General features: G+C 42.0%; 22 protein-coding genes. 11 read left to right on the top strand and 11 right to left on the bottom strand.

Annotation, left to right across the window (positions count from 1 at the left end; all coding sequences use genetic code 11):
* Positions 1-6: 6 nt before the first annotated feature.
* From rplW to rplC, 3 genes are read right to left on the bottom strand one after another with little or no spacing between them, the layout of a single operon-like run.
* Positions 7-297: a 50S ribosomal protein L23 gene (gene rplW / locus BLR84_RS00375; protein ID WP_076377423.1), complete on the bottom strand. Its 291-nt coding sequence runs from the start codon at positions 295-297 to the stop codon at positions 7-9.
* Positions 298-299: 2 nt separating this feature from the next.
* Positions 300-932 (bottom strand): 50S ribosomal protein L4, encoded by a 633-nt coding sequence (gene rplD / locus BLR84_RS00370; protein WP_090462767.1) that lies wholly within the window; start codon positions 930-932, stop codon positions 300-302.
* A gap of 1 nt (position 933) precedes the next feature.
* Positions 934-1551 carry a 50S ribosomal protein L3 gene (rplC, locus tag BLR84_RS00365; protein WP_090462764.1) on the bottom strand — a complete coding sequence of 206 codons (618 nt, stop codon included), beginning with the start codon at positions 1549-1551 and terminating at the stop codon, positions 934-936.
* Positions 1552-2012: 461 nt separating this feature from the next.
* Here rplC and BLR84_RS00360 point away from each other — a divergent pair, with 461 nt between their 5' ends.
* The 3 genes from BLR84_RS00360 (at position 2013) to BLR84_RS00350 (ending at position 6425) form a co-directional block, all read left to right on the top strand.
* Positions 2013-3419, top strand: a complete 1407-nt coding sequence (locus BLR84_RS00360; RefSeq protein ID WP_090462761.1) for a C45 family autoproteolytic acyltransferase/hydolase — start codon at positions 2013-2015, stop codon at positions 3417-3419.
* A 178-nt stretch (positions 3420-3597) separates the two neighbouring features.
* Positions 3598-4641, top strand: a complete 1044-nt coding sequence (locus tag BLR84_RS00355) for a hypothetical protein (protein ID WP_090462759.1) — start codon at positions 3598-3600, stop codon at positions 4639-4641.
* A 476-nt stretch (positions 4642-5117) separates the two neighbouring features.
* The gene (locus BLR84_RS00350) at positions 5118-6425 is read left to right on the top strand and encodes a DUF3472 domain-containing protein (RefSeq protein ID WP_090462756.1); all 1308 of its coding nucleotides are present in this window, start codon (positions 5118-5120) and stop codon (positions 6423-6425) included.
* 317 nt (positions 6426-6742) lie between these two features.
* Here BLR84_RS00350 and BLR84_RS00345 read toward each other — a convergent pair whose 3' ends face one another.
* From BLR84_RS00345 to BLR84_RS00335, 3 genes are all read right to left on the bottom strand, one after another.
* A complete protein-coding gene (locus BLR84_RS00345) occupies positions 6743-7126 on the bottom strand; it encodes a hypothetical protein (protein ID WP_090462754.1) in 384 nt (127 codons plus the stop codon).
* A 5-nt stretch (positions 7127-7131) separates the two neighbouring features.
* Positions 7132-7617, bottom strand: a complete 486-nt coding sequence (locus BLR84_RS00340) for a hypothetical protein (RefSeq protein WP_090462751.1) — start codon at positions 7615-7617, stop codon at positions 7132-7134.
* A gap of 422 nt (positions 7618-8039) precedes the next feature.
* Positions 8040-9299 (bottom strand): prephenate dehydrogenase, encoded by a 1260-nt coding sequence (locus tag BLR84_RS00335; protein ID WP_090462747.1) that lies wholly within the window; start codon positions 9297-9299, stop codon positions 8040-8042.
* 131 nt (positions 9300-9430) lie between these two features.
* On the opposite strand from BLR84_RS00335, the gene BLR84_RS00330 reads away from it, so the two are divergent.
* A complete protein-coding gene (locus BLR84_RS00330; RefSeq protein ID WP_090462744.1) occupies positions 9431-10162 on the top strand; it encodes a hypothetical protein in 732 nt (243 codons plus the stop codon).
* A gap of 130 nt (positions 10163-10292) precedes the next feature.
* Positions 10293-10916 (top strand): NUDIX hydrolase, encoded by a 624-nt coding sequence (locus tag BLR84_RS00325; RefSeq protein ID WP_090462740.1) that lies wholly within the window; start codon positions 10293-10295, stop codon positions 10914-10916.
* A gap of 45 nt (positions 10917-10961) precedes the next feature.
* Here the strand turns inward: BLR84_RS00325 and BLR84_RS00320 are convergent, their stop codons facing one another.
* The 4 genes from BLR84_RS00320 to BLR84_RS00305 form a co-directional block, all read right to left on the bottom strand.
* Positions 10962-11666: a peptidase associated/transthyretin-like domain-containing protein gene (locus tag BLR84_RS00320; protein ID WP_090462737.1), complete on the bottom strand. Its 705-nt coding sequence runs from the start codon at positions 11664-11666 to the stop codon at positions 10962-10964.
* Positions 11667-12231: 565 nt separating this feature from the next.
* Positions 12232-13245 carry a LiaI-LiaF-like domain-containing protein gene (locus BLR84_RS00315; protein WP_090462734.1) on the bottom strand — a complete coding sequence of 338 codons (1014 nt, stop codon included), beginning with the start codon at positions 13243-13245 and terminating at the stop codon, positions 12232-12234.
* 80 nt (positions 13246-13325) lie between these two features.
* The gene (locus BLR84_RS00310; RefSeq protein WP_090462732.1) at positions 13326-13931 is read right to left on the bottom strand and encodes a PspC domain-containing protein; all 606 of its coding nucleotides are present in this window, start codon (positions 13929-13931) and stop codon (positions 13326-13328) included.
* 249 nt (positions 13932-14180) lie between these two features.
* Positions 14181-14885, bottom strand: a complete 705-nt coding sequence (locus BLR84_RS00305; RefSeq protein WP_090462729.1) for an SDR family oxidoreductase — start codon at positions 14883-14885, stop codon at positions 14181-14183.
* 216 nt (positions 14886-15101) lie between these two features.
* On the opposite strand from BLR84_RS00305, the gene BLR84_RS00300 reads away from it, so the two are divergent.
* The 6 genes from BLR84_RS00300 to BLR84_RS00275 all read left to right on the top strand — a co-directional run bounded on the left by BLR84_RS00300 (position 15102) and on the right by BLR84_RS00275 (position 21390).
* Positions 15102-15833, top strand: a complete 732-nt coding sequence (locus tag BLR84_RS00300; protein ID WP_090462726.1) for an MlaE family ABC transporter permease — start codon at positions 15102-15104, stop codon at positions 15831-15833.
* Positions 15830-16582, top strand: coding sequence for an ABC transporter ATP-binding protein (locus tag BLR84_RS00295; RefSeq protein WP_090462723.1), 753 nt, complete (start codon positions 15830-15832; stop codon positions 16580-16582). Before BLR84_RS00300 ends, BLR84_RS00295 begins: the two co-directional genes overlap by 4 nt.
* Positions 16583-16700: 118 nt before the next feature.
* Positions 16701-17588: a class I SAM-dependent methyltransferase gene (locus tag BLR84_RS00290; RefSeq protein WP_090462720.1), complete on the top strand. Its 888-nt coding sequence runs from the start codon at positions 16701-16703 to the stop codon at positions 17586-17588.
* A 6-nt stretch (positions 17589-17594) separates the two neighbouring features.
* Positions 17595-19178 (top strand): N-acyl-D-amino-acid deacylase family protein, encoded by a 1584-nt coding sequence (locus BLR84_RS00285; protein ID WP_090462717.1) that lies wholly within the window; start codon positions 17595-17597, stop codon positions 19176-19178.
* Between the two features lie 73 nt (positions 19179-19251).
* On the top strand, positions 19252-20310 hold the full coding sequence (locus tag BLR84_RS00280) for a hypothetical protein (protein ID WP_255366827.1): 1059 nt from the start codon (positions 19252-19254) through the stop codon (positions 20308-20310).
* 108 nt (positions 20311-20418) lie between these two features.
* Positions 20419-21390 (top strand): Gfo/Idh/MocA family protein, encoded by a 972-nt coding sequence (locus BLR84_RS00275; RefSeq protein WP_090462714.1) that lies wholly within the window; start codon positions 20419-20421, stop codon positions 21388-21390.
* Between the two features lie 73 nt (positions 21391-21463).
* Here BLR84_RS00275 and BLR84_RS00270 read toward each other — a convergent pair whose 3' ends face one another.
* Complete coding sequence (locus BLR84_RS00270; protein WP_090462712.1) at positions 21464-22312, bottom strand: metallophosphoesterase family protein; 849 nt, start codon at positions 22310-22312, stop codon at positions 21464-21466.
* Positions 22313-22442 lie beyond the last annotated feature (130 nt).

Below are 22442 nucleotides of genomic sequence, written 5' to 3'. Positions count from 1 at the left end.
TCTTAATTATATATTGCTGTAAAAATCAATTGTTTCACCGTCCTTCAACGTAATGATCGCTTTTTTGTAAGTTGCAGCACGGCCTGAAACGGCGCCTGCCTTAGTGTTGCGAGTTTTAAGTTTGCCGACGTATTTCATGGTGTTTACCGCCTTAACGTTTACACCATACATTGCCTCAATGGCGCCTTTAATCTGAATTTTGTTTGCTCTGTGATCAACTTTGAAAGCATAACGGTTAAGTTTCTCGGTTAATTGAGTTACTTTTTCAGTAAGTAGGGGTTTCTTTAAAATTTCCATAATTACTTAGCTAATGCTTCCTCCAAAGTTTTAACAGCACCTGTAGTTAATAACAGTTTGCCAGCATTTAACACATCATAAGTGTTTAACTGCTCAACTGAAATAACTTTTGTTTTTTTCAGATTTCTGCTTGATAAATACACATTGTTATTTTCAGCGCCTGCTACTACTAATAATGTTTTATCATTAGTAACATTCAGGTCAGCTTCCATTTTAATGTAGTTTTTAGTTTTGATGCTATCGAAACTAAAATCTTCCAATACTAAAATGTTGTTATCTTTTGCTTTGTATGATAAAGCTGATTTACGTGCCAGTGATTTCAGTTTCTTGTTTAACTTGAAGCTGTAATCGCGTGGTTGCGGACCGAAAACGCGGCCACCACCGTTAAACAACGGAGATTTTACGCTACCTGCACGGGCACCACCTGTACCTTTTTGTTTATATAATTTGCGGGTTGAACCTGCAATTTCGTTACGCTGTTTTGCTTTGTGTGTACCCTGACGCTGGTTAGCTAAATACTGCTTTACATCAAGATAGATCGCGTGATCGTTGGGTTCAATGCCGAATACCGACTCAGGAAGCTGCACCTTGGCACCTGTTTCTTTACCTGATACGTTTAATACGTTAACTTCCATCTTATTTATCAACTATTACGAATGAACCCTTAGCTCCTGGGATGGAACCTTTAACAACTAACAGATTCTGCTCCGCATAAACTTTCACAACTTGTAAGTTCTGAACTTTAACACGGCCGTTTCCGGTTTGACCCGCCATACGCATACCTTTAAATACGCGAGATGGCCATGATGACGCACCCAAAGAACCCGGCGCACGTAAACGATTGTGCTGACCGTGAGTTTGCATACCCACACCACCAAAACCGTGACGCTTTACCACACCCTGAAAGCCTTTACCTTTTGAGGTACCAACCACATCCACAAAATCTCCCGCAGCAAAAATCTCTACAGTAACAGTGTCACCTAAGTTTTTTTCGTCTTCGAAAGTTTTGAATTCAACAAGTTTACGCTTTGGAGCAGTACCTGCTTTTTGGAAGTGACCTTTTAATGGGCCTGAGGTGTTTTTTTCCTTTTTGTCGCCATATGCCAGCTGTACAGCAGCATACCCGTCTGTATCAACAGACCTAACTTGTGTTACCACGCAAGGGCCAGCTTCGATTACTGTGCAGGGAATATTCTTCCCTGTTTCGTCGAAAATGCTGGTCATTCCTACTTTTTTACCAATAATTCCTGACATTTCTTTAATTTGTTTGTGCCCATCGAAGCAGTAGGGCTTCGTTCAAGGCATATTATTTCCCCCTTAAGGGACGGCAAAGATAGGAATTTTGTATTAACTCTCAAATAGTTAGTGAATTATTTTTTAATATTTTTCCACAAACGTTTTTAACAAGAGCTTTGCAGGTATTTCACTGGCGTCTAAGGTATTTAATACGCGCCGCGAAATTATGATTTTTAGCCCTTATACAGAAATGATAAAAAACATATCGGTAAAGATTCCTGAAATCGGAATCTCCCTATTTTAATTTTTCAAAATCTGGTTTTATAACAACTCAGCGTAAAGCTCATATTAACTGTAAATGCACTACGTTTATTTGATCAGGGTTAATATCTGGCAGAATTAAACTTTTGACCACCTAAGGTCCTGCAATTCAATATTCTTTTATTAAATTGAGCTTTCCTTAAAAACTATTACTGATCATGAAAGCCACTACCCTAACCATTGCTATCGCGCTCACCTGCTCTCTCCTTTTTAGCTGTAAACCCGAAACCAAACCACATGACCGTATGGGCAAGGCCAGCCGGACCGATAAAAACGGCTGGGTATACCTGCATATAGAAGGTTCACCGGCCGACATGGGCTATCAGCACGGATACCTATTATATAAGGAGATAGATACTCTGCTTAAAGTGATGGCCTATTACCTGCCCTACAGCAGTAAAAAGGACTGGGCCTTTTACCGCAGCGCGTCGGCCAGGTTTTTATGGAAAAAGATTGACAAGGAATACCAGGATGAAATACGCGGGATAGCCGAGGGCCTGCAAGCTCACGGACTTAAATATGATACGCTTGACATTACCGCCCTGAATGCCAACATTGAGCTGGCACAATATTATGTGCCCGGCCTCATGAATAAAATAAAACCCGGCAGCGGCGATAACAAAGCTCCCGGCAATTGCAGCGCCTTTATAGCTACGGGCCGCTATACCAAAGATGGCAAGATCGTGATAGGTCATAATAACTGGACAGACTATATTATAGGTGAACGCTGGAATGTGATAGCCGATGTGGTACCTGAAAAAGGCAACCATATATTAATGGACTGCGCGCCGGGCTTTATCCACAGCGGGGATGATTTTGTGATCACCAACAATGGCATATTGATTACCGAAACCACCATTACCGGTTTTAAGGGTTTTGATACCACCCGCACCCCCGAATTTGTGCGTGCCCGCAAAGCCGCGCAATACAGCAAAAGTATCGACGATGTGATCAGGATCATGAGTGCAGATAATAATGGTGGTTATGCCAACGACTGGCTTATTGGCGATACCAAAACCAACGAGGTGGCCAAACTCGAGCTCGGCTTAAAAACTGTAAAAGTATGGCGATCAAAAGATACGGCTATGATAGGCTCCAACTTTCCGAGCGACCCGGCGCTGATCAAAACAGAAACCACTTTTGATGTGAACGACAAAACCAATTCGCCCAATGCCCGCAAGCTCCGCATGGAAAAACTGGTGTGTCTGGATTATAAAGGCAAACTGGATGCCGAAAACGGAAAGATCATTGAGGGCGATACTTTTGACGCCTTGCAGGGCAAAAATGCCTTTAACCGCTGCATTATCGACGGTCATATTGACCAGGACCCCAAAGGCTGTCCCGAATGGAGCGAAGGACCTTACTTTCCGATGGGTGCCGTACAGGGTAAAGTAACCAGCACAGCACTGGCCAGCAAAATGCAGCTATGGGCACACATGGGTCACCCCGGCGGAACGGATTTTCTGGCCGCTCCCTTCTTTAAGCAACACCCGGAATATAATTACCAGGCCAAATACCTGCGGGATATGAAAGCTTATCCGTGGACCTTGTTTTCGGCGAAGTAAAAGCTATGCCCCTTAGACATATTGATCATAAGACTTACGAAGTTTTGAAAACTTCGTAAGTCTGAAAAACTCCTCTCCGGGGAAGGGATCACATGCGCCTCAACTCCTTTGGACTCTCACCCCCCCTTTCTGGAAACCCCAAGGGTCGGAAATGTTTATATTTAGAAAATTTTTGATTATGACCACGAATCCAGTAAAAATAAACCGGAACATCATATTGATCACGGTAATCGCTTTGCTCATTTTTACTGGTGGGTTGTGTATTCTTCATACTGTACCGGCAACCATTAAAGATAAAGTGGCCAATGGTTTACTGGCCGATTTTATCATTACTTTCCCGGTATTCTATTATTTTATCGTTATCAGACCCTTTAAAAAATCGGCAAAAAACCTGCTTATTGTGATAAGCCTGTGTTCGGTTATAGCTTATCTGGTGCTGCCTGCACATCAACAACAATATATTTTGCAGGTGCGAAAACTAACAGCACTGGCTGAATTGCTTTTTCTTATTTATGCCATTACCAAAATAAAAGGGCTAATAACTTTTTACAAGGTTCACCAGGCTACCATGGCTGATCCTATTTATAATTTACGGTCGGCTATGGCCGATGCGTTGGGCGACTCTTTAGGGGTAAAAATCATAGCATCTGAATTAGCTATTTTAAGATACGGCTTATTATGCTGGCGCAAAGAAAGATCAGGCCTGCAGGAGAGCGTTTCTTTTAGCATACATAAAGAAGCTGGTTACATTGCCATCTGGTGTATATTGGTTGTTGCCATAATTGTTGAGGTAACAGCCATTCATTTACTGCTACTCAAATGGAACCATATTGCAGCTACAGTTGTTACTATGCTTTCATTATATGGCGTTGTTTTCATTGTTGCCGATCTATCGGCCATTCTAAAACGAAAAGTACAGATAAGCGATGAGCATTTACTTTTACAAACAGGATTACGCTGGCGGGCCAAAACCCAATTAAGCAATATCAACTCCATCAAAAAAATCACCAACGATTATCAGTCAGAAAGCCTTTATTTTAAAGGAGGCATAATTAAAACAAGCGGTAACCTGCTTATTAGCTTTAAAACACCCGTGCAAATTGATCAGCTTTATGGTTCGGGTAAGCAATTTGATACCATATTAATGAACATTGATGATTACGATGCTTTTGCCAATACGCTTCGTGATAAGCAGATAATTTTGAATGATGGAATAAACTAAGCATGATGGGCAGGCTTCTGCGCTCTACCCTTCGACAGAGCTCAGAGTGACAGGCCTATCTTTAAAAAGTTTTCGCTAATTATACACAGGGCCCTGCTTTCTTCCGGACACATAACCGCCTGAAATACAATTTCAAACGTTTGTGTTGTGGTTTATGACTGTAAGTGCTGTTTCATAAAACATGATCGATAAAATCATTTAGAAAGATACCTCCTAAGTATTTGAGAACTATTAAATTACACACTTCCATTCCACCCGATATCCCCACAGCTTACTAAAAACACGTTTTAGCAAGGCATTGGTCAGCATTGCTATTTTCAAAAGATGATTTTGCTAATATCTCGCGAAAGCACATAAAATTATCCTTAGGTTAAATTTTTAGCAAACGTTTGCGTAGCCTTTAACTACCTGATTAAATACCCATTTCATAATTTAAGTTAAAATTAACCGACAAAATTTTAACAAACCTTTACATTATGAAAAAGAACCAATTACACTACCTGGTGTGCCTGATGATGCTTGCATTATTTTCTTGTAAAAAGGATGCTCAAAAGAGTTTAGCCACTAACAGTACTCCCGATGCCAAAACACAATCGCTCGGCGGCTCATCCCTTAGGGTTTCAATGGGCGGTAATGCATTTGTAACCACCCTGGCCTCGGGCGGTGTGGAAACCGTAACCTCTACCACACTGGCCAACTGGACCAACCCTAACAGTATTTTCTCGGCCTATTTCCGCTTAGGCAACACCGGTTCCTTAACCGTAAAAGTAAAAGCCAAGGTTGCATCCGGCAACAGCGTGATTAAGCTTACCGTTAACGGCGTGGCATTCAACGTATCCATGACGGGCTCTGCCTTCACCACCTATAATGTAGGTACGGTGAATGTTACCAGTCCGGGATATGTGCGGGTAGATTTTAAGGGGGTAAGCAAAACCGGCGGATATTATGCCGATGTATCTGACCTCATCATCAGCGGCCCGGTAGTGGCGTCCAATGTGCAGTATGCTAATGACTCCACCAATTTTTACTGGTCGCGCAGGGGGCCTTCGGTTCACCTGGGTTATACCGCACCGGCCAATTCCCAATGGTTTTACAATGAAGTTACTGTACCTGTAGGCCAGGATCCTGTAGGTTCCTATTTTATGGCCAATGGCTTTAGTCAGGGATATTTTGGGATGCAGGTGAATTCCTCAAGCGAACGCCGCATCCTGTTTTCGGTATGGAACCCAACCGGCGGTACCACAACCAGCACACGGGCAGGTGCTGGTGTTGTTGTACAAACATTTAGCGGCGAAGGCGAAGGCGGCCAGGCTTACCTGGATTACAACTGGGTAGCCGGCACTACCTATAAGTTTTTGACCGAAGCCGTGCCCGATGCCTCTGGCAATACTACCTTTTCATCATGGTTTTATGCTCCCGAAGTTGGTTCCTGGAAATTTATCACCTCCTGGTTAAGACCATCTACCAATACCTATTTAACAGGATTGTATTCATTTGTAGAGAATTTCACGGATACCAACGGCTACCTGGGCCGTAAAGGAAATTTTGGTAATCAGTGGGTAAAGAGTTCAACCGGTACCTGGACCGAGCTAACCAGCGCCTATTTTGACGGCGACGCTACAGCCAATAATGAGCAAAGGATGGATTATGGCGGAGGTATTTCGGACAGCAACTTCTATTTACAAAACGGAGGGTTCTTTGCCAATTACGTAACCCTCAACCAAACATTTACCCGTACAGCAACCGGTACCCCGCCAAGCATCAATTTTACAACATTGCCTTAGAAGCTGTCTAAATTTGATTCAGATTATTTATGTATCATGTAAAAATCATTGCCGTTGACTTTAGTCAACGAAATAATGAGTAAAGGGCAAAGGGCTTTAGCCAAAATACCGCTTGGATAATTGGGCTGAAGCCCTCCTTAATACTTTCTTTTACCGTTGACTTTAGTCAACGGTAATGAATAATCTTCGTTTTTAGACAGCTTCTGAGTATATATAAGGTTTTGGATATATAAAATAAAGACCGTGCTGCAAAACAGCGCAGTCTTTATTTATTTCATTATAAAATCAGCTTTACGTCTTCCGCTTTAGGCTTTCAGCTAAACTTCCTCATCACTGGTATTCCAGGCTGTTAAATCATTTACCGGTTGGGGCAAGCGGCCAAAGAGCCAATCTTTCATATCGTCGGGTGTAAAATCAGCATCCTCGGTTTCAATTATCCATGAAAGGAAATCACCAGGCCCACCGTTCATATATGGTGGCGGCGAAACAGGGTAAAACACAGTGGGCAGCCGCTCCTCAAGCGATACATAGTTAACCACATGGCCAATTTCCTGTACCACCTGCCAGGCGTACTGATGTTTGATATCGATACTAAACTTAACCCACCACAAGCCATTTTCAAATATCCCGCTGCCAAAAACATCAACAGCTGGAACCTCCTGCAGATAGTTCACCAAACCCGAAAATTGTTCGCCACCCATCCGCTTTATTTTTTGATAATGATAACGTTACTGTATGAATAGGCAATAGGCGCGTTCTTGTTCACCTGTACCTTATTTAAAGAATACGAGGTACTGCATTCAGTTTTGGTTACTGCGATGGTGCTGATCACGGTATCAACTTTCAGACTTTTTATTTTAATATAACAGGTATCCAGGATCCTGGTATAGGGAATTGGGTATACAAAATGCGAGCCGGTGGGCAGTTCTTCTTTCAGGGGCGGAGAAACAGAATCTAATTTATTGGAGCTGTTCCGGAATACAATTTTAATATCGGCTAAAGCATAACGAGGAGTTGCCGAAAAGAAGAGATCCTGCCCGCTGGCTTTATCAACCACCTGAAACTTAATAGCCTGCAATATTAATGCAAGCGGCACAGGCGGACAGATCTTGGTTTGATTTTTATTTTTTGAACAGGATACAGCGGTTAACAGAAGAAACAGGCAAGCGATATATCGGTTTAAGTTTTTCATAAGCTAATTGGTTACAATTGAGGTATTGGGTATCAGTATTATATACATTACGTACCCAACCTGCCTATATGCTACAGGGGTAGCCTATTTTATAATAGATGCAGAAGATTAGATTTTTGCGGTAGTGGTATTGCGACCGATATTGCGTATATTTGTATACCAGGCAGCCCGGTTTTTCTGATATAAAAGGAAAACCGGGCTGTTTAATTAAGGGAAAAAGAGCCCAAAAACAGACCCTTTTTAATTCAGTTCATTAAATATCAATAACTTAACACTTTTTAAACCTTTCAAAACGCGTCAAAATCGTGTTAAAATTTGTTAAAAAGTGTTAAAATCGATGGTTTTGAATGAATTTTGAGCTGTTTTTACGCTGTTTTCGACCTGAAATTTGTTAAAATTTAAGGTTTAAAAAGTTTAATTGCTTATTCCATCATCAATCTTCTGATGAGTTCGGCGCTTTGTTTTTTGCCTTCTTCCAGCCGGTCACCAAAAAAGGCCTGTACCTCATTAAAGTGTTTTTTATAGCCTTCCATATCTCCATAACCAATAATAGACGACCATTCCCGTACCGCCGAGTGAAATTCCAGATCGTCGCCCCGGATGGCCTTATCATATAAAGCCGTCTCGATGGATTCTTCCAACAGGTCTTCGTTTTTGAACAGATATTCGGCAATACCCAAACGCAGGCGGAAAGGTGGAGTTTGGCAAATAAGGTTATCATAGGGGTTTACACCCAAATGGTACCAGGCATCAACCATACTCAGTATGCTTAAATGTGAGTTTGGTTTCTGCTGCCCGGGCTTCTGCGACAGGGAAAACTCGCGCATTACGGCATCGTTCAGCATAATGGGTTTGCGGCTTTCGTGAAAAACAAAATCGCGGCCACGGTACAACCGTTCCCTGAAGGTTTTGGCTTCTTCCTTGATCATGAGTTTAAACAACTCCGATTCCGATTCGGCATAGCGCTTAACCTGCTGTTTGGCATAAGGATTTAAAATAGCCAAACCTGCATATACGTGCGCTTTATAGCTAAATATACGCAGCATGGTCAATATCTTCACGTTGTCGATACCGCCCACATAGGAATCATTTTCCCAGGGAAAAAAACCTGCCGATTTCCACCCGGTGCCCATACTTTCAAAACCCACATGAGTTACAGCCTGGGTATCGGCTACAATTTTATCATGCTCATGGTAATCGGCAATTTCTACAATATTACTGCCAATGGCGATAAACAGATCATACATACGCTGATAGGCATCCGGGGTAGTGCGGTGTGGTACCAGTATCAACGTTTGCCCTTCGGGTTCAAATCCGGGGCCATGCATGCCATGAAAGGTAACTATTTGCACATCGGCAGGCAGGTATTTTTCAAAAAGGGCTATTTCAGGATGCTTTACAGATGTTTGGCCTGCCACAATAGCACCATATTTGGTCAGGGGACCGCATTCAGCCACAACCTGTTCCATTTTATCCGCCTCTACCGAGTAGATGATCAGGTCATTGGTGCGGGCAACATCTTTACCGCTATCCATTATGTTTATTTTGTAAGGTGCCAGTTCTGCCTCAAGCCGGTCCCGGTTTTCGGGTAAATCGCATCCACAAACTGTATAACCTGCTTTTGCAAAAGCTTTGGCATACAAGCGTCCCATGTCGCCTAAACCAATAATACCTATATTCATGCCGCTAATATAACCATGAGTAGCAAAATTACGTATGAAACCTTACATTAGCCCCTACAAACCCTCAGGATATTACAATAAAAGCAATAAATATCCTGTTTTGTAATATAGGATACCTAATTTTACATCTAATGAACAAGCATTTTTTATTCAGTATCTGCGTTTTAATTATCGTTTTTTTAGGCAGTATTAACCCGGCACTTGCCCAGGACACTGTTAAAAAAACTGGCGTGGTAAAGCCCCCTGTCCAGAAACCAACTACTGTAAAACCTGCTGCTGTAAAACCAGCCGTAACCGTAAATCCTTCGACCTACAGATATACACAGCCCAAAGCAACATCGGCCGATTCGGCATTAAAAAACGATAAATCGCTTAATGGTCAGTATAAATACCTGGTCAGTAAGCTATATCATTACCAGGAGCCCCTGGCCTCAGCGCTTTGGAAAAACATGCGTGATACCCTGAACATAGAAAGACGTAAACTGGCCGAAGCGCAATCAAAGCTTACGGCACAAACTAAAGATATCAATAGCCTTAAAACTGATGTAACTACGAAGGACCAAACGCTTTCTGAATCGAACGCTAAACGCGATGAAATAAACCTCCTGGGTATCTCGCTCACTAAATCCTCCTATAATTTATTAATGTGGGGACTGGTTATTGCTTTTGGTGCTATCGCGGCTATTGTTATCGCGCGTTCTGGTGCACATACCCGGGAGGCTAAATACCGAACAAAGCTATATGAAGAGCTTGACGAAGAATACAAAACCTACAAATCAAAAGCCAACGAAAAAGAAAAGAAACTGGCCCGCGAGTTGCAAACAGAGCGTAATAAGCTCGATGAACTGTTAGGCCGGGGATAGGTTTACAAGCGCTGTCATGCTGAACGCGTTTCAGCATCCCATAGGTAGAGTTATACCTTGTATATTATACAACTGAGGGATCCCGAAATAAATTCGGGATGACAATCATTTTTTGTACTCTTTGCTTATTATGAATAACAGCTCTCTTTTAACCCTTATTACCCAATTAAGATCCGTTGCTGATATAGGCTTACTTTACGCCAAAAACGAATATGATGTAGAGCGTTATACCGAACTGCGACACATCAGCACCCAGATGTTGGATGAGGTTTCCGGCTATGGGGGCGAAACCATCAACATACTTTTCCCGCAGGCTGCGGATTATCCTACAGCTAAAGTTGATGTGAGAGGCATTCTGCTATCTCCCGATAACAAAATACTACTGGCCCGCGAAAGCACCGACGGCAAATGGTCGTTACCTGGTGGTTGGGGCGACATTGGATATAGCCCCAAAGAAGTGATCATTAAAGAATTTCAGGAAGAAACCGGATTGGATATTATACCCGAAAGGTTGTTGGCCGTATTTGATAAAAAAATGCACCCACACCCAGCCCAACCATTCTATGTATATAAAATGGTTTTCTATTGCAAGGCCTTGTCCTTTACTCTTAATAAGGGATTTGATGTGCTTGATGTGCAATATTTTGATATTGACCAATTGCCTGAACTATCGGAAGACCGTATACTCAAAAGCCAGATAGAATTGTTATATCAAAATATCCTATCCGGCAACATGGCCGTTTACGTAGATTGATATTACTATACTCAACTGCTAAGCAAACTGCAAACCGGCAACTGCCTACTGCAATGTTTTACCGGTATTGGGTAAACTTGGTAATGTGCGTTTATCTGCCGGTAAGGCCATGAATTTCTTATAAGAGTCGTTTATATATACTGTAAGTGACTCGCCATTATTGTTTTTCAGAAATGCGTAAGTTGGGCGGTAAAGGGTCATAAAATTTTCAAGATCCTGACCACGCAATGGTACCAGGCTTTCTACGTAGGTAACATTAAATACCTCGTCCACATGTCTTTCCTCCTCCTCGTGTTTAAAGTATTTTTTCAGACGGCGGGCATCCCGGGCATCCTTACTGAACCATGATGATGGCGACAGTGGATAAACCTTGCTCCGGGTATAAACCTCCGGATACTCTTTATGCGCATCAAATGATTGCCTGGTTGAGGTGATATTAACCTGGCGCAGAGCGATGGTTTTGGTTACCATCTCTATTCTTTTTGGGGCATGATTGGTTACATACAAGGTATCAGATATATAGCCGGGAGAATCAAATATCAGGGTATGACCGGTCTCGGTATTTATTGCAAAATTACCTTTATCGTCGGTAATGGTTATTTGTCTTTTATTATTATCGTCCCTTATAAAAACGTTAGGCATACGGTTGTTTTTACCGGCTTCATAAACGGTGCCCTTCAAAACACTTTGAGCGTTCGCAGTACCCGCTATAAAAAGCGCGAAAAATATTATAAAGTATTTAGGTTTCATACATAGATCAATTAAGCTGTAAATTAAACCTATTTTTTGCAATAATGGTTTTGAATTTAACACTTTCAGGCATGTTTTAACAATTAATGACAAAAGAGTGAAGTCATGCTTGCCAAAACAGGTGTCCCATCATCATTTAGGAAGCTTGACAAAATATTTCGGCAGACATCTCTTTGAAATAAAAACTGCCACGGTATAGGGCAGCATTAATATACCGGTTTTGTCATCCTGAACGGAGTGAAGGATCTATTAACAGACTGTGCATATTGGTAAATATATTTTTCACTCCGTTCAAGAGAAAGTTCTTCGTTCCTCAGAATGACAATTTTATGGAGATTTAAACCCTGAGTTAATGACACCCTAAGTGGGTTTACAGTGTAAACCCACTTTTTGATGAAAAACAAACACAACATTTTGAATATCAATTATATATAAAAATGTAAAGCATAAAATATGTAAACCATGTAAACCCACTTTTAGGATCATAAAAAAGCCACCTCATGATGCTCATGAAGCGGCTTGTAAAATTATTATAGATATACGTCCCGGTATCGTTTGGGGTAAATTAATACCTGTTTACTTTAAAGTCAGATACACCACCTGTCATGTGGATGTATATTTTGTTTTTAGCGGCATCAAAACCGGCAGTTTCATATCGGTTATCATCCTTTTTATCAAACCCGTCAAAATTATTTGACGACAGGCCCGAGTTGGTACGGATGCTGCAGGCAGCGCCTTTCGGCACACTGATACTTACTTCAGACACCCCGGTTGATACCTCAACATTGGTGGTCGCCAAAGGGTTGCCCAGCTTTACATCAAACGATGCCGCGCCTCCCTTTAAAGTTAAGTTTTTTATTTTGAATTTACTAAGATCAAAATTAAGTTTTGTGGCGCCGGTTTCTACATTAATTTCCCACACCGGGTTAGGGTTTAGTTTAATGTCGGCCCTGTTGGCTTTGTCCTTATCCTCGTCGCTATCAATATGCCAACCTTTATTATTTCGCAGGTGCAGGTTAACCACGTACATGGAATCGTCTTTGCTCGAGGTAAACTCATACTTGCTGCCGTAAAATTCTTTAGTCTCGGCTTTAAAAAGCTGATTGGTGGTATCATTTAAAGTATAGGTAGTACCGCCCCCGCTGATATTAAGGCGTGCAAGTTTGGCGTCGGCGGTATAGTCTTTATTAAAAACACTGCTTCCCTGTACTTTAACCACGCCATGACCTACGCCGGTACTGTCGCTGTCATCATCGTCGTCGTCATTATTACTGCTGTCGTTATTATTACTATCATCATTATAATGAAAATTATAACGTCCGGGCCAAAAGCTATACCGCTCAAAATGGCCGAATATTAATAGCCCAAAACCCAGTATAACCACGCCTAATTTTAAAATGGTGGCCCAGGCTGTGCGGTTACCTGCAAAAACCAGGTTAACACCACCCATGATTAAAAAGATGGGCCAAAGGTGGAGGATATTCATCCAATGAAAATCTATATACCCAAAGTTGTTAAGCAGGAATATGGCTCCTATGCAAACCAGGATAGCGCCCGGAACTAATCTATCGTTTCTCATTTCAATATTCTTTTATATTTATGAAGCTGCTATAACCTACATTGACTTTGTCGATCATAGCAGTTTAATAACATCAGATGTTATACAGTTGGTGGATTATCTTTTAAATTATCATTTTCGGGATTAGGATGATCTTCTTTATTCAAAGTATCATCTTTTACCTCTTCTTTAGCATCAGAGGCATCGGTACTGCCTGGGTTATAATCTTCCCAGGGTTTCTTTTTGTTGCCTGTTGCCATTAATGCAAGACCCGCCCCTACTAAAACCACCGGCCACAATTTACCAAAATGCCAGAATCTGAACAGATGTAATTCATGCAGCAAGAATGATGCACCTATAAATATCAATATGACACCTATGATAAGTCCAGGAGTTGATGATCCGGATTTTTTTGGTGGTACACCAAACGGTACCTCCTGTTGCGGGGGTACGCCAGCGGCAAAAGGATTATAAGGCTCCTGCGGCGGTACACGATAATCAACCCCAGGATCAAAGTATTGCTGATATTTTTTAGGTAGCACTATCCATAAAACTATGTAAACCATTAAACCGGTACCCATGAATATAAAGGTGAGCAGGAACAAAGCCCGTACTATAGCTATATCGATATCAAAGTATTCTGCCAAACCCGCGCAAACACCCCCTATGGTTTTTCGGCGTTCATCGCGATAAAGTTTCTTTTCCATAATTTATTAATAATAGTGATTTTATAATTCAAATGTGCTAACAACAAATGTTTTACAGTAATACTATTAGGTGAAAGTGACCAAACTCTCGGTAAAGCACCTGAAAATACCGATGAAAGTTGATGGTTAATAGTTGATGGTTCATAGATCATAGTTCATGATTTTTGTTTGCATGTAGATAAACCCAGGCTGTTTTTCCACAACCTCTTATCCATGATCTATGAACCATCAACCATGAACTAACCAAATTTATATCTGACCTGGTGCAGGTTTAATGATCATTTCGTCAACATTAGCGCCTTGGCTCATCCTGTATATATTGATGATAGCTGATGCTATATCTTCGGGTAGTACCATGGTATCTTTATCAACCACCGCGTCTTTCCAAGAATCCGTTAATGTTGATCCGGGGATTATCGCGGTTACTTTTACGCCATGTTCCTGCATTTCAAGCCGCATTACCTTTGTAAGGCCTAATAACGCATATTTTGTTACTCCATAGGTACCAGCCTGCGGAAAAGGATTTAACGATGCTACCGAGCAAATATTAAAGAAGTGCCCTTTGCGTGCAGCAATCATGGTTTTACCGAAGTGACGGTACAGCTCATAAGTGGGCATCAGGTTGGTATGCAATTGTTTTTCAAAGTCGCCTTCACTTTCGTCAAGTATACTGCCGGGGGCAAACATGCCCAGGCTATTTACCACCACATCAATAAATCCCAGCTCTTGTTGTGCACCTGCTGCAAATTGGAGCAATTGGGCTTTATTACTGCCATCAGCAACCTGTGCAAAAACTTTTATTGATGGGTTAATGGAGTGCAGTTCATCCTTAAATTTTAATAATTCTTGCTCATTGCGCGAACAAATTGCCACGTTCAATCCTTCATTAGCAAATGAAATAGAAATAGAGCGGCCCATGCCTTTTGTTGAACCGGTGATAAGAGCGTTCTTCATGCTGATAATAATGTGTTTAAATAATTGTTCTTTTTAAAACAGCCCCAAAGTATACAAGGCTGATTTTTTTTGCTTAGGGTTGAAGCTTTATGGGTCGAATTTACGTAAGCAATAATTGATAGCTCATAAAATTGCATATTTAAATTAATTCAATGGGCACAAGCGATAAAGCTTAATGGTAAAAAACGTATTTTTAACCGATTTTTATAAAAACAAATGTTCCAAAGTTTAGGAAAATACATTCTTCTGCTGCGATTAAGTTTCAGGAAGCCCGAAAAGTTTAGTGTTTATTGGAGCGAGGTGATGCGTGAAATGGTTTCGGTGGGTATAGGCTCACTGGGTATCATCGCCATCATTTCGGTATTTATTGGCGCTGTGGCTACTATACAGACCGCATTTCAGCTGGTAAGCGACTTTATCCCAAAAACAATTGTTGGCGGTATCACCCGCGACTCTACCATCCTGGAGTTTAGTCCAACCATATCGGCACTGGTATTGGCTGGGCGTGTAGGCTCCAGTATGGCATCCCAAATTGGCACTATGCGGGTAACCGAGCAGATAGACGCACTGGAGATCATGGGTGTAAACGCGCCGGGCTATTTAATATCACCCAAGATCATAGCCGGGGTATCCATGATTCCCTTATTGGTTATTGTATCGGTAATTTTGGGTTTAACTGGTGGTTATATTGCCTGTGCCGCCTCAAAAGATGTATCGACAGCCGATTATATAACCGGCTTAACCGATGGTTTTAACCCGCTTATTGTTACTGTTTGCGCCGTTAAATCTATATTCTTTGGATTCATCATCACTTCTATTTGCTCCTACCAGGGTTTTTATACTGATGGCGGTTCGCTTGAGGTTGGTCAGTCGGCCACACGCGGAGTTGTTTGGAGCTGTATCATGATATTATTTGTGGATCTTATTATTTCACGCCTCCTACTATGATCGAAATTAAAGATATCTACAAAACATTTGGCGATAACGAAGTACTAAAAGGTATAACCGCGACTTTTAAACCAGGTAAAAACAATCTTATCATTGGTGGCTCCGGATCAGGAAAAACTACCCTGTTAAAATGTATTGTTGGCTTGCATGATCCTACCAAAGGCGACGTGATATTTGACGGCGAGAACTTTACCGACATGGATTTTGAGCAACGTGTGCCTATCCGTACCAAAATAGGGATGCTTTTTCAAAATTCGGCTCTGTTTGACTCCATGACGGTTGAAGAAAATATCATGTTTCCGCTTAACCTGTTTACTAATCAAACAAAAGCAGAGAAACTCGATCGCGCCAATTTTTGCCTGGAAAGAGTTAATCTTACCGGCAAGAATAAACTATTCCCATCAGAGCTTTCGGGCGGGATGAAGAAACGTGTAGGTATTGCGCGCGCTATATCCATGCAACCCAAATACCTGTTTGTAGACGAACCCAACTCGGGCCTCGACCCTAAAACATCCATCCTGATAGATGAACTGATCAATGAGCTTACCGAAGAATATGAAATAACAACAGTGATTGTTACGCACGATATGAACTCGGTAATGGGTATAGGCGACCATATTATATTTTTACACCAAGGTAAAAAATGGTGGGAAGGCAGTAATAAAGAGATAGCCCATACCGACAACCAGGAACTGAACGACTTTGTATTTGCCAGTAAATTTATGCAGGCAGCAAAAGCGAAATTGTAGTTTACAGTTCACAGTTAGCAGTCGCTTTTATCAGAATGATTATATTTGCACCTATTAAAATGGCGTAGTAGGTAACTATCTACTGCAAACTGCCCACTGTAAACTGCAAACTAAAAGAATGATCCAACTATTAACCCCAACGCACTGGAAAGATTACGAGCTGATTGATTGCGGCGATTTTGAAAAGCTGGAACGCTTTGGGAATATTGTACTGATACGCCCCGAACCGCAAGCGGTTTGGAGCAAACAATTGCCCGCTTCTGAGTGGCAGCGCTTACACCACATCAAGTTTAAGGGTCGCTCGGCAACCGCGGGCGACTGGGTAAAGAAAGACCCCAAAACACCCGACCGCTGGCATATTGAATATAAAAACAAGGATGCGGCCATCAAATTCCGTTTGGGTTTAACCTCATTTAAACACCTGGGTATTTTCCCCGAGCAGGCTGTAAACTGGGATTACATCACCCAAAATATCAAAAAGTTTAAAACACCACAGCCCAAGGTACTTAACCTGTTTGCCTATACCGGTGGCGCATCGTTAATTGCACAGGCAGCCGGCGCCGATACCACACACGTGGATTCCATAAAACAAGTAGTGACCTGGGCCAATGAAAACCAGGAGATCTCGGGTCTCAACAATATCAGGTGGGTTGTTGAAGACGCCTTGAAATTTGTAAAACGTGAGTTAAAACGCGGTAAAAAATATAACGGTATCATTCTTGATCCTCCGGCGTACGGCAATGGCCCCAACGGCGAAAAATGGAAACTGGAAGACAACATCAACGAGATGATGGCAGATGTGATACAGCTGCTTGATCCTGAAGAACACTTCCTCATCCTGAATACCTACTCGTTAGGCTTTTCATCGGTAATTATCGAGAATCTGATCAAAAGCGCTTTCCCGAAAGTACAAAACCTGGAGATCGGCGAACTTTATCTGCAGGCCACCGCGGGTTCAAAACTACCACTTGGCGTTTTTGGAAAATTCTTTAAAACACGTTCGTAGCCTACGATGATCAAAAAACAGCTGTATACGATATGTCTGATATTGATATCCACTGGTTGTTTTGCACAGCAACATTTTGACATCATCCTAAAAAACGGAAAAATAATTGACGGTGCCGGCAATCCCTGGTTTTATGGGGATGTGGGTATTGTTAAAGATAAGATCGTGAATATCGGCGATCTGTCCAAAAGTAAGGCCGATAAAACCATCGATGCCACAGGCCTCATCATCGCTCCAGGCTTTATTGATGTACATACTCATATTGAAGGAGACGAAAAGAAAACCCCTACTGCCGATAATTTTATTTACGATGGCGTAACCACCGTGATCACGGGAAACTGCGGCACTTCCAATATTAACATCGCCAAATATTTTAAATTTTTAGATAGTTTGAAACTGTCTGTAAATGTAGCAACCCTGATTGGTCATAACGATGTTCGCGATGCTGTTTTAGGCAAGGCAGCCATAACACCCAATGATGCGCAGCTACAAAAAATGCAGGCCATTGTGGAACAAGCCATGCGCGATGGGGCCGTTGGTTTTTCTACAGGTTTAATTTATACACCGGGTTTATATTCCAAAACACCCGAGGTTGTGGCCCTGGCAAAAGCGGCAGCCAAGTATCACGGTATATACACCTCACATATGCGCAATGAATCGGATAAGATATTTGATGCCATTGCCGAAGCTATTGATATAGGCCGACAAGCCAATATGCCGGTAGAGATCTCCCATTTTAAAGTGGGCCTGCCCAACTGGAACCGTTCGACAGAGATGATCGCCATGGTCGAAAAAGCACGCCAGGAGGGTTTGGATGTAACGGTTGATCAATATCCATACACTGCCAGCAGTACAACGCTGAATGTATTGCTACCTGACTGGCTGCAGGATGGCGGGCATGATTCGGTATTAAAACGGTTGAATAATCCGTTGATCCATCAAAAGATAGTGGCGGAAATGATAGTAGACATGAAAAGGCGCACCCGTGAGCATTTTGATTATGCTGTGGTTGCCCATTGCGATGGAGATCCATCCCTCAATGGGAAAAATATCATGCAGATCAATATCGCCAAAGGCCGGCCTTCAACTATCCCTGATGAAATTGAAACCATTTTAGATATTACCAAAATAGGCAGTGCCTCGATGGTATTTCACGGCTTGAATGAAGCCGATGTTGAAAATATACTCCGCTATCCGCTAACTATGGTAGCATCAGATTCGGGCATCCGTTTGTTTGGCTCGGGTGTGCCGCATCCACGTGGTTATGGCAGCAATGCCCGGGTGCTGGCCTATTATGTACGCGAAAAAAATGTGATCCGCCTGGAAGATGCCATACGTAAAATGACCTCCTTACCTGCGCAAAAATTTCATTTAACCAATCGCGGATTATTGCAGCCTGCTATGTTTGCAGATATTGTTATCTTTGACGCCGGTACGGTCAAAGACCAATCAACGTTTGAACATCCCCACGCCTATTCAACTGGTTTTAAGTATGTTTTAGTAAATGGAAACATAACTGTTGATAATTTTAAACACATTGGCACCAGAAAAGGTGTTATTTTGTACGGTCCCGGATATCAACAGAAATAATTAGTAATTAACCAGTTAAAAAGAGTTTAAAAACCGGCACATCAAATACGCAAAAATCTCACCTTTATAAATAATGAAACATTTTTTCCTTTACGCCTCGGCGCTTCTATTAACAATTACCCTGCTAACCAATTGCAAACAAAGCGGCAATACCAGCAAGCCGGGCGCTAAACAATCAACCAAGGCAGACTCGGCCAAAGGCGAAACGGAAGACACGCTGAGCGTGGTAAAATCAAGCTATCCTCCATTGGATAAAAAGTTATATGATTCCCTGTTAAAGTTCAATGCCCATGGTGATACCACCGGCAGATGGCCGGTTAAAAACACGCCATATCCACTAAACGGCGCTATTTTACCGTTTAAACGTGTGGTTGCTTTTTATGGTAACCTTTACTCTAAAAAAATGGGGATCCTTGGCGAATTACCGCCTAATGAAATGCTGGCCAAACTAAAAGGCGAAGTAAAACATTGGGAAAAGGCCGATCCAAAAACCCCGGTTCAGCCAGCCCTGCATTATATTGCTGTAGTAGCCCAGGGCGATGGCGGTAAAGACGGCAAATTCCGTTACCGCATGCCATTTAAACAAATCGACAGCGTTTTGGTACTGGCAAAAAAAGCACACGCCATTGTATTTTTAGATGTACAGGTAGCATTAAGTAATATTCAAGCTGAATTACCATTGTTTGAAAAATATTTAGCCATGCCGCAGGTTCATTTTGGTATGGACCCTGAATTTTCCATGAAAGACGGCACCCATCCAGGTAAAAAAATTGGCACCTATGATGCTGCGGATATCAACTATGTTTCTGGTTACTTGGCGGGCATCGTTAAAAAGAACAACCTGCCTCCAAAAATCCTGGTAGTACACCGTTTTACCAAAAAAATGGTAACCAATTATAAAAACATTAAACTACACAAAGAAGTTCAATTGGTAATGGATATGGACGGATGGGGCGAACCCGATCTTAAAACCGGCACTTACCGTTACTTTATTAACCAGGAGCCGGTACAGTTTACGGGCTTTAAATTGTTCTACAAAAACGATATCAAAAAAGCTCCTCACCATATGTTAACACCCGAGGAAGTTTTATCAAGATACAAACCATACCCTATTTACATCCAGTACCAATAGGTTTAAGTTGTAAGTCTTGAGTTCGAAGTCTTAAGTCAATTGATATTATATTTTTTGACTTAAGGCTTTTTTATTTAAACAAGATTTTCAACTTTAGGCTTTTGATTTATGACTATGACAAAATGGGGAATAATAGGTTGCGGGCGTATTGCCCATCGGTTTATGCAAGGCCTTCAGGTATTGCCCGATACTCAACTAGTGGCCTCATGGTCAAGAAGACCTTCAACTGTTAATGCCTTTGTAGAACAATACGGTGGCATGGCCTGCGCCAGTGTTGATGAGTTGTTGGCCTCCGATATCGATGCCGTGTATATTGCCACACTCCCAGATAGCCATGCTGCTTATAGCATTGCCGCATTAAAGGCCGGCAAACATGTACTTTGCGAAAAACCGGTTACCGTTAACCTTGTCGAACTGGAACAGGTTCTTGCCGTAGCAAAAGAGTACAACTTAATTTTTATGGAAGGTATGAAACCAGCCTTCTATCCTTTATACCTGCGTTTAAAAGAACATCTTACCCAGGATCCAATCGGCCCGGCAGGTTATGTCCGCGCAGGATCCTCGGTCGCGGATCTTTCTATCGCCCATCCTAATTTCAGTCTGGAACTTGCTGGCGGCGGCTTGACGCAGATAGGTATATATGAAGCTTTTTTGGCGATTGACTGGCTTGGCGACCTGCAGGATGTACAAGCGATGGGGCGCTTTGGCAGCACCGGGGTGGATATGTTCACCATATTTCAAACACAACATGCCGGCGGATACTCCCAATTATATGCCGGATTTGATCTGCATGGCAAAGGCGATGCGCTGATTGCCGGGCCGCTGGGCCATATCACCATACATAAAAATTGGTGGAACCCCGCCCGTGCTACTATTGATTACCTCGACGGCCGGGTTGTTGAATTGCATGAACCGTTTGTTGCCGGCGGTCTTAATTATGAGATAGCTCACTTTTGTGACCTGATCGAGGCGGGTAAAACAGAAAGCCCTGTTATCAGCCACCAAATGTCAAAACAAATGATCGACCTGATTGACAAGGCCCGCGCGCAGATAGGGCTAAAATTCCCATCTGAGAAATAATCTTATTCGGAGACGCATGTGATGCGTCTTTACATTTCATTTTCGTAGAGACACATTACATGTGTCTCCCTATTTATAATTTATTGGAATTCAAAACCGGGTTTTGACTGGCATTTACCTGGTAAGTGTAGATAGCGTTTTGATCATCAATCTCTACTATGCGGTATCCTTTATAATCGGTACCCCAGTTACCGCCAATGTGCGAATCAAAAAAATGCGGGAACTTATCGCCGGTATAACGTATCCCATCAAGCAAATGATCATGCCCGTGAAAAGTAGCCTTTACATTCGGATAACCATGCAGCAGTTCCATAGTTTCGGGACAATCCACAAAAAAATCATCTTTTTGCCATTTGAACGGGGCAATATGCAGTATCACAAACACAATCTTCTTGTCTTTGAATTTCTCTAATGACGCTTTGATAAAAACATTATCCGGGCAAACATAGGTCCCTTTTGTATCGGCAGTATTGGCCAGTACAAAGGCTATGTCACCAAACTCTACGGTATACTTATCTTCATAACCAAAGTTCTTTTGCCACAGAGCAGCATCAGCAAAATCATGGTTACCCGGAATGGTATGGTATGGCATATTGAATTTATCAAGGTATTGAGTTTTTATCTCTGGCAATAGATCGGGGCGGTTGTGCACCAGATCGCCATTCACGATCACCATATCCAGGTGGTTTTTAGCATGATCGGCATTGATCCATTTAACCATATTGCCGGTGTTCAGCGCATAATCGGTATCCGGCTGTCCGTAATGAATATCAGATGCCAAGGCAAAACGCAGTTTAAGCCTGCCTTTATTTTGGCGGTTATACTCGTTATTAACGTTTGCAAAAGTATTAACAGCAGGCAGTAAGATTAAGGCTGCTATACCGGCCAGTCCGGTACCAATAAAGTCTCTGCGGGTGCTCATGTTTATTTTTTTAGTAAAAATACGGTACAGGTGTTAAGTTAGAATTAAGGATTGGAGTGTGAATAGAAATAAATATGCCAACAAAAAAAGCGTCATTGCGAGGCACGAAGCAATCTCTATGCTGTACAGA

It is taken from the genome of Mucilaginibacter sp. OK268 (assembly GCF_900103125.1).
Lineage (GTDB): Bacteria > Bacteroidota > Bacteroidia > Sphingobacteriales > Sphingobacteriaceae > Mucilaginibacter.
Note: the sequence above shows the minus strand (reverse complement) of the source record. Positions and strands in the feature narration are given on the sequence as shown.

Bases quoted from the DNA above. Each gene is read 5' to 3' on its own strand.
- rplW (WP_076377423.1), bottom strand. From the start codon at position 297: ATGGAAATTTTAAAGAAACCCCTACTTACTGAAAAAGTAACTCAATTA.
- rplD (WP_090462767.1), bottom strand. From the start codon at position 932: ATGGAAGTTAACGTATTAAACGTATCAGGTAAAGAAACAGGTGCCAAG.
- rplC (WP_090462764.1), bottom strand. From the start codon at position 1,551: ATGTCAGGAATTATTGGTAAAAAAGTAGGAATGACCAGCATTTTCGAC.
- BLR84_RS00360 (WP_090462761.1), top strand. From the start codon at position 2,013: ATGAAAGCCACTACCCTAACCATTGCTATCGCGCTCACCTGCTCTCTC.
- BLR84_RS00355 (WP_090462759.1), top strand. From the start codon at position 3,598: ATGACCACGAATCCAGTAAAAATAAACCGGAACATCATATTGATCACG.
- BLR84_RS00350 (WP_090462756.1), top strand. From the start codon at position 5,118: ATGAAAAAGAACCAATTACACTACCTGGTGTGCCTGATGATGCTTGCA.
- BLR84_RS00345 (WP_090462754.1), bottom strand. From the start codon at position 7,126: ATGGGTGGCGAACAATTTTCGGGTTTGGTGAACTATCTGCAGGAGGTT.
- BLR84_RS00340 (WP_090462751.1), bottom strand. From the start codon at position 7,617: ATGAAAAACTTAAACCGATATATCGCTTGCCTGTTTCTTCTGTTAACC.
- BLR84_RS00335 (WP_090462747.1), bottom strand. From the start codon at position 9,299: ATGAATATAGGTATTATTGGTTTAGGCGACATGGGACGCTTGTATGCC.
- BLR84_RS00330 (WP_090462744.1), top strand. From the start codon at position 9,431: ATGAACAAGCATTTTTTATTCAGTATCTGCGTTTTAATTATCGTTTTT.
- BLR84_RS00325 (WP_090462740.1), top strand. From the start codon at position 10,293: ATGAATAACAGCTCTCTTTTAACCCTTATTACCCAATTAAGATCCGTT.
- BLR84_RS00320 (WP_090462737.1), bottom strand. From the start codon at position 11,666: ATGAAACCTAAATACTTTATAATATTTTTCGCGCTTTTTATAGCGGGT.
- BLR84_RS00315 (WP_090462734.1), bottom strand. From the start codon at position 13,245: ATGAGAAACGATAGATTAGTTCCGGGCGCTATCCTGGTTTGCATAGGA.
- BLR84_RS00310 (WP_090462732.1), bottom strand. From the start codon at position 13,931: ATGGAAAAGAAACTTTATCGCGATGAACGCCGAAAAACCATAGGGGGT.
- BLR84_RS00305 (WP_090462729.1), bottom strand. From the start codon at position 14,885: ATGAAGAACGCTCTTATCACCGGTTCAACAAAAGGCATGGGCCGCTCT.
- BLR84_RS00300 (WP_090462726.1), top strand. From the start codon at position 15,102: ATGTTCCAAAGTTTAGGAAAATACATTCTTCTGCTGCGATTAAGTTTC.
- BLR84_RS00295 (WP_090462723.1), top strand. From the start codon at position 15,830: ATGATCGAAATTAAAGATATCTACAAAACATTTGGCGATAACGAAGTA.
- BLR84_RS00290 (WP_090462720.1), top strand. From the start codon at position 16,701: ATGATCCAACTATTAACCCCAACGCACTGGAAAGATTACGAGCTGATT.
- BLR84_RS00285 (WP_090462717.1), top strand. From the start codon at position 17,595: ATGATCAAAAAACAGCTGTATACGATATGTCTGATATTGATATCCACT.
- BLR84_RS00280 (WP_255366827.1), top strand. From the start codon at position 19,252: ATGAAACATTTTTTCCTTTACGCCTCGGCGCTTCTATTAACAATTACC.
- BLR84_RS00275 (WP_090462714.1), top strand. From the start codon at position 20,419: ATGACTATGACAAAATGGGGAATAATAGGTTGCGGGCGTATTGCCCAT.
- BLR84_RS00270 (WP_090462712.1), bottom strand. From the start codon at position 22,312: ATGAGCACCCGCAGAGACTTTATTGGTACCGGACTGGCCGGTATAGCA.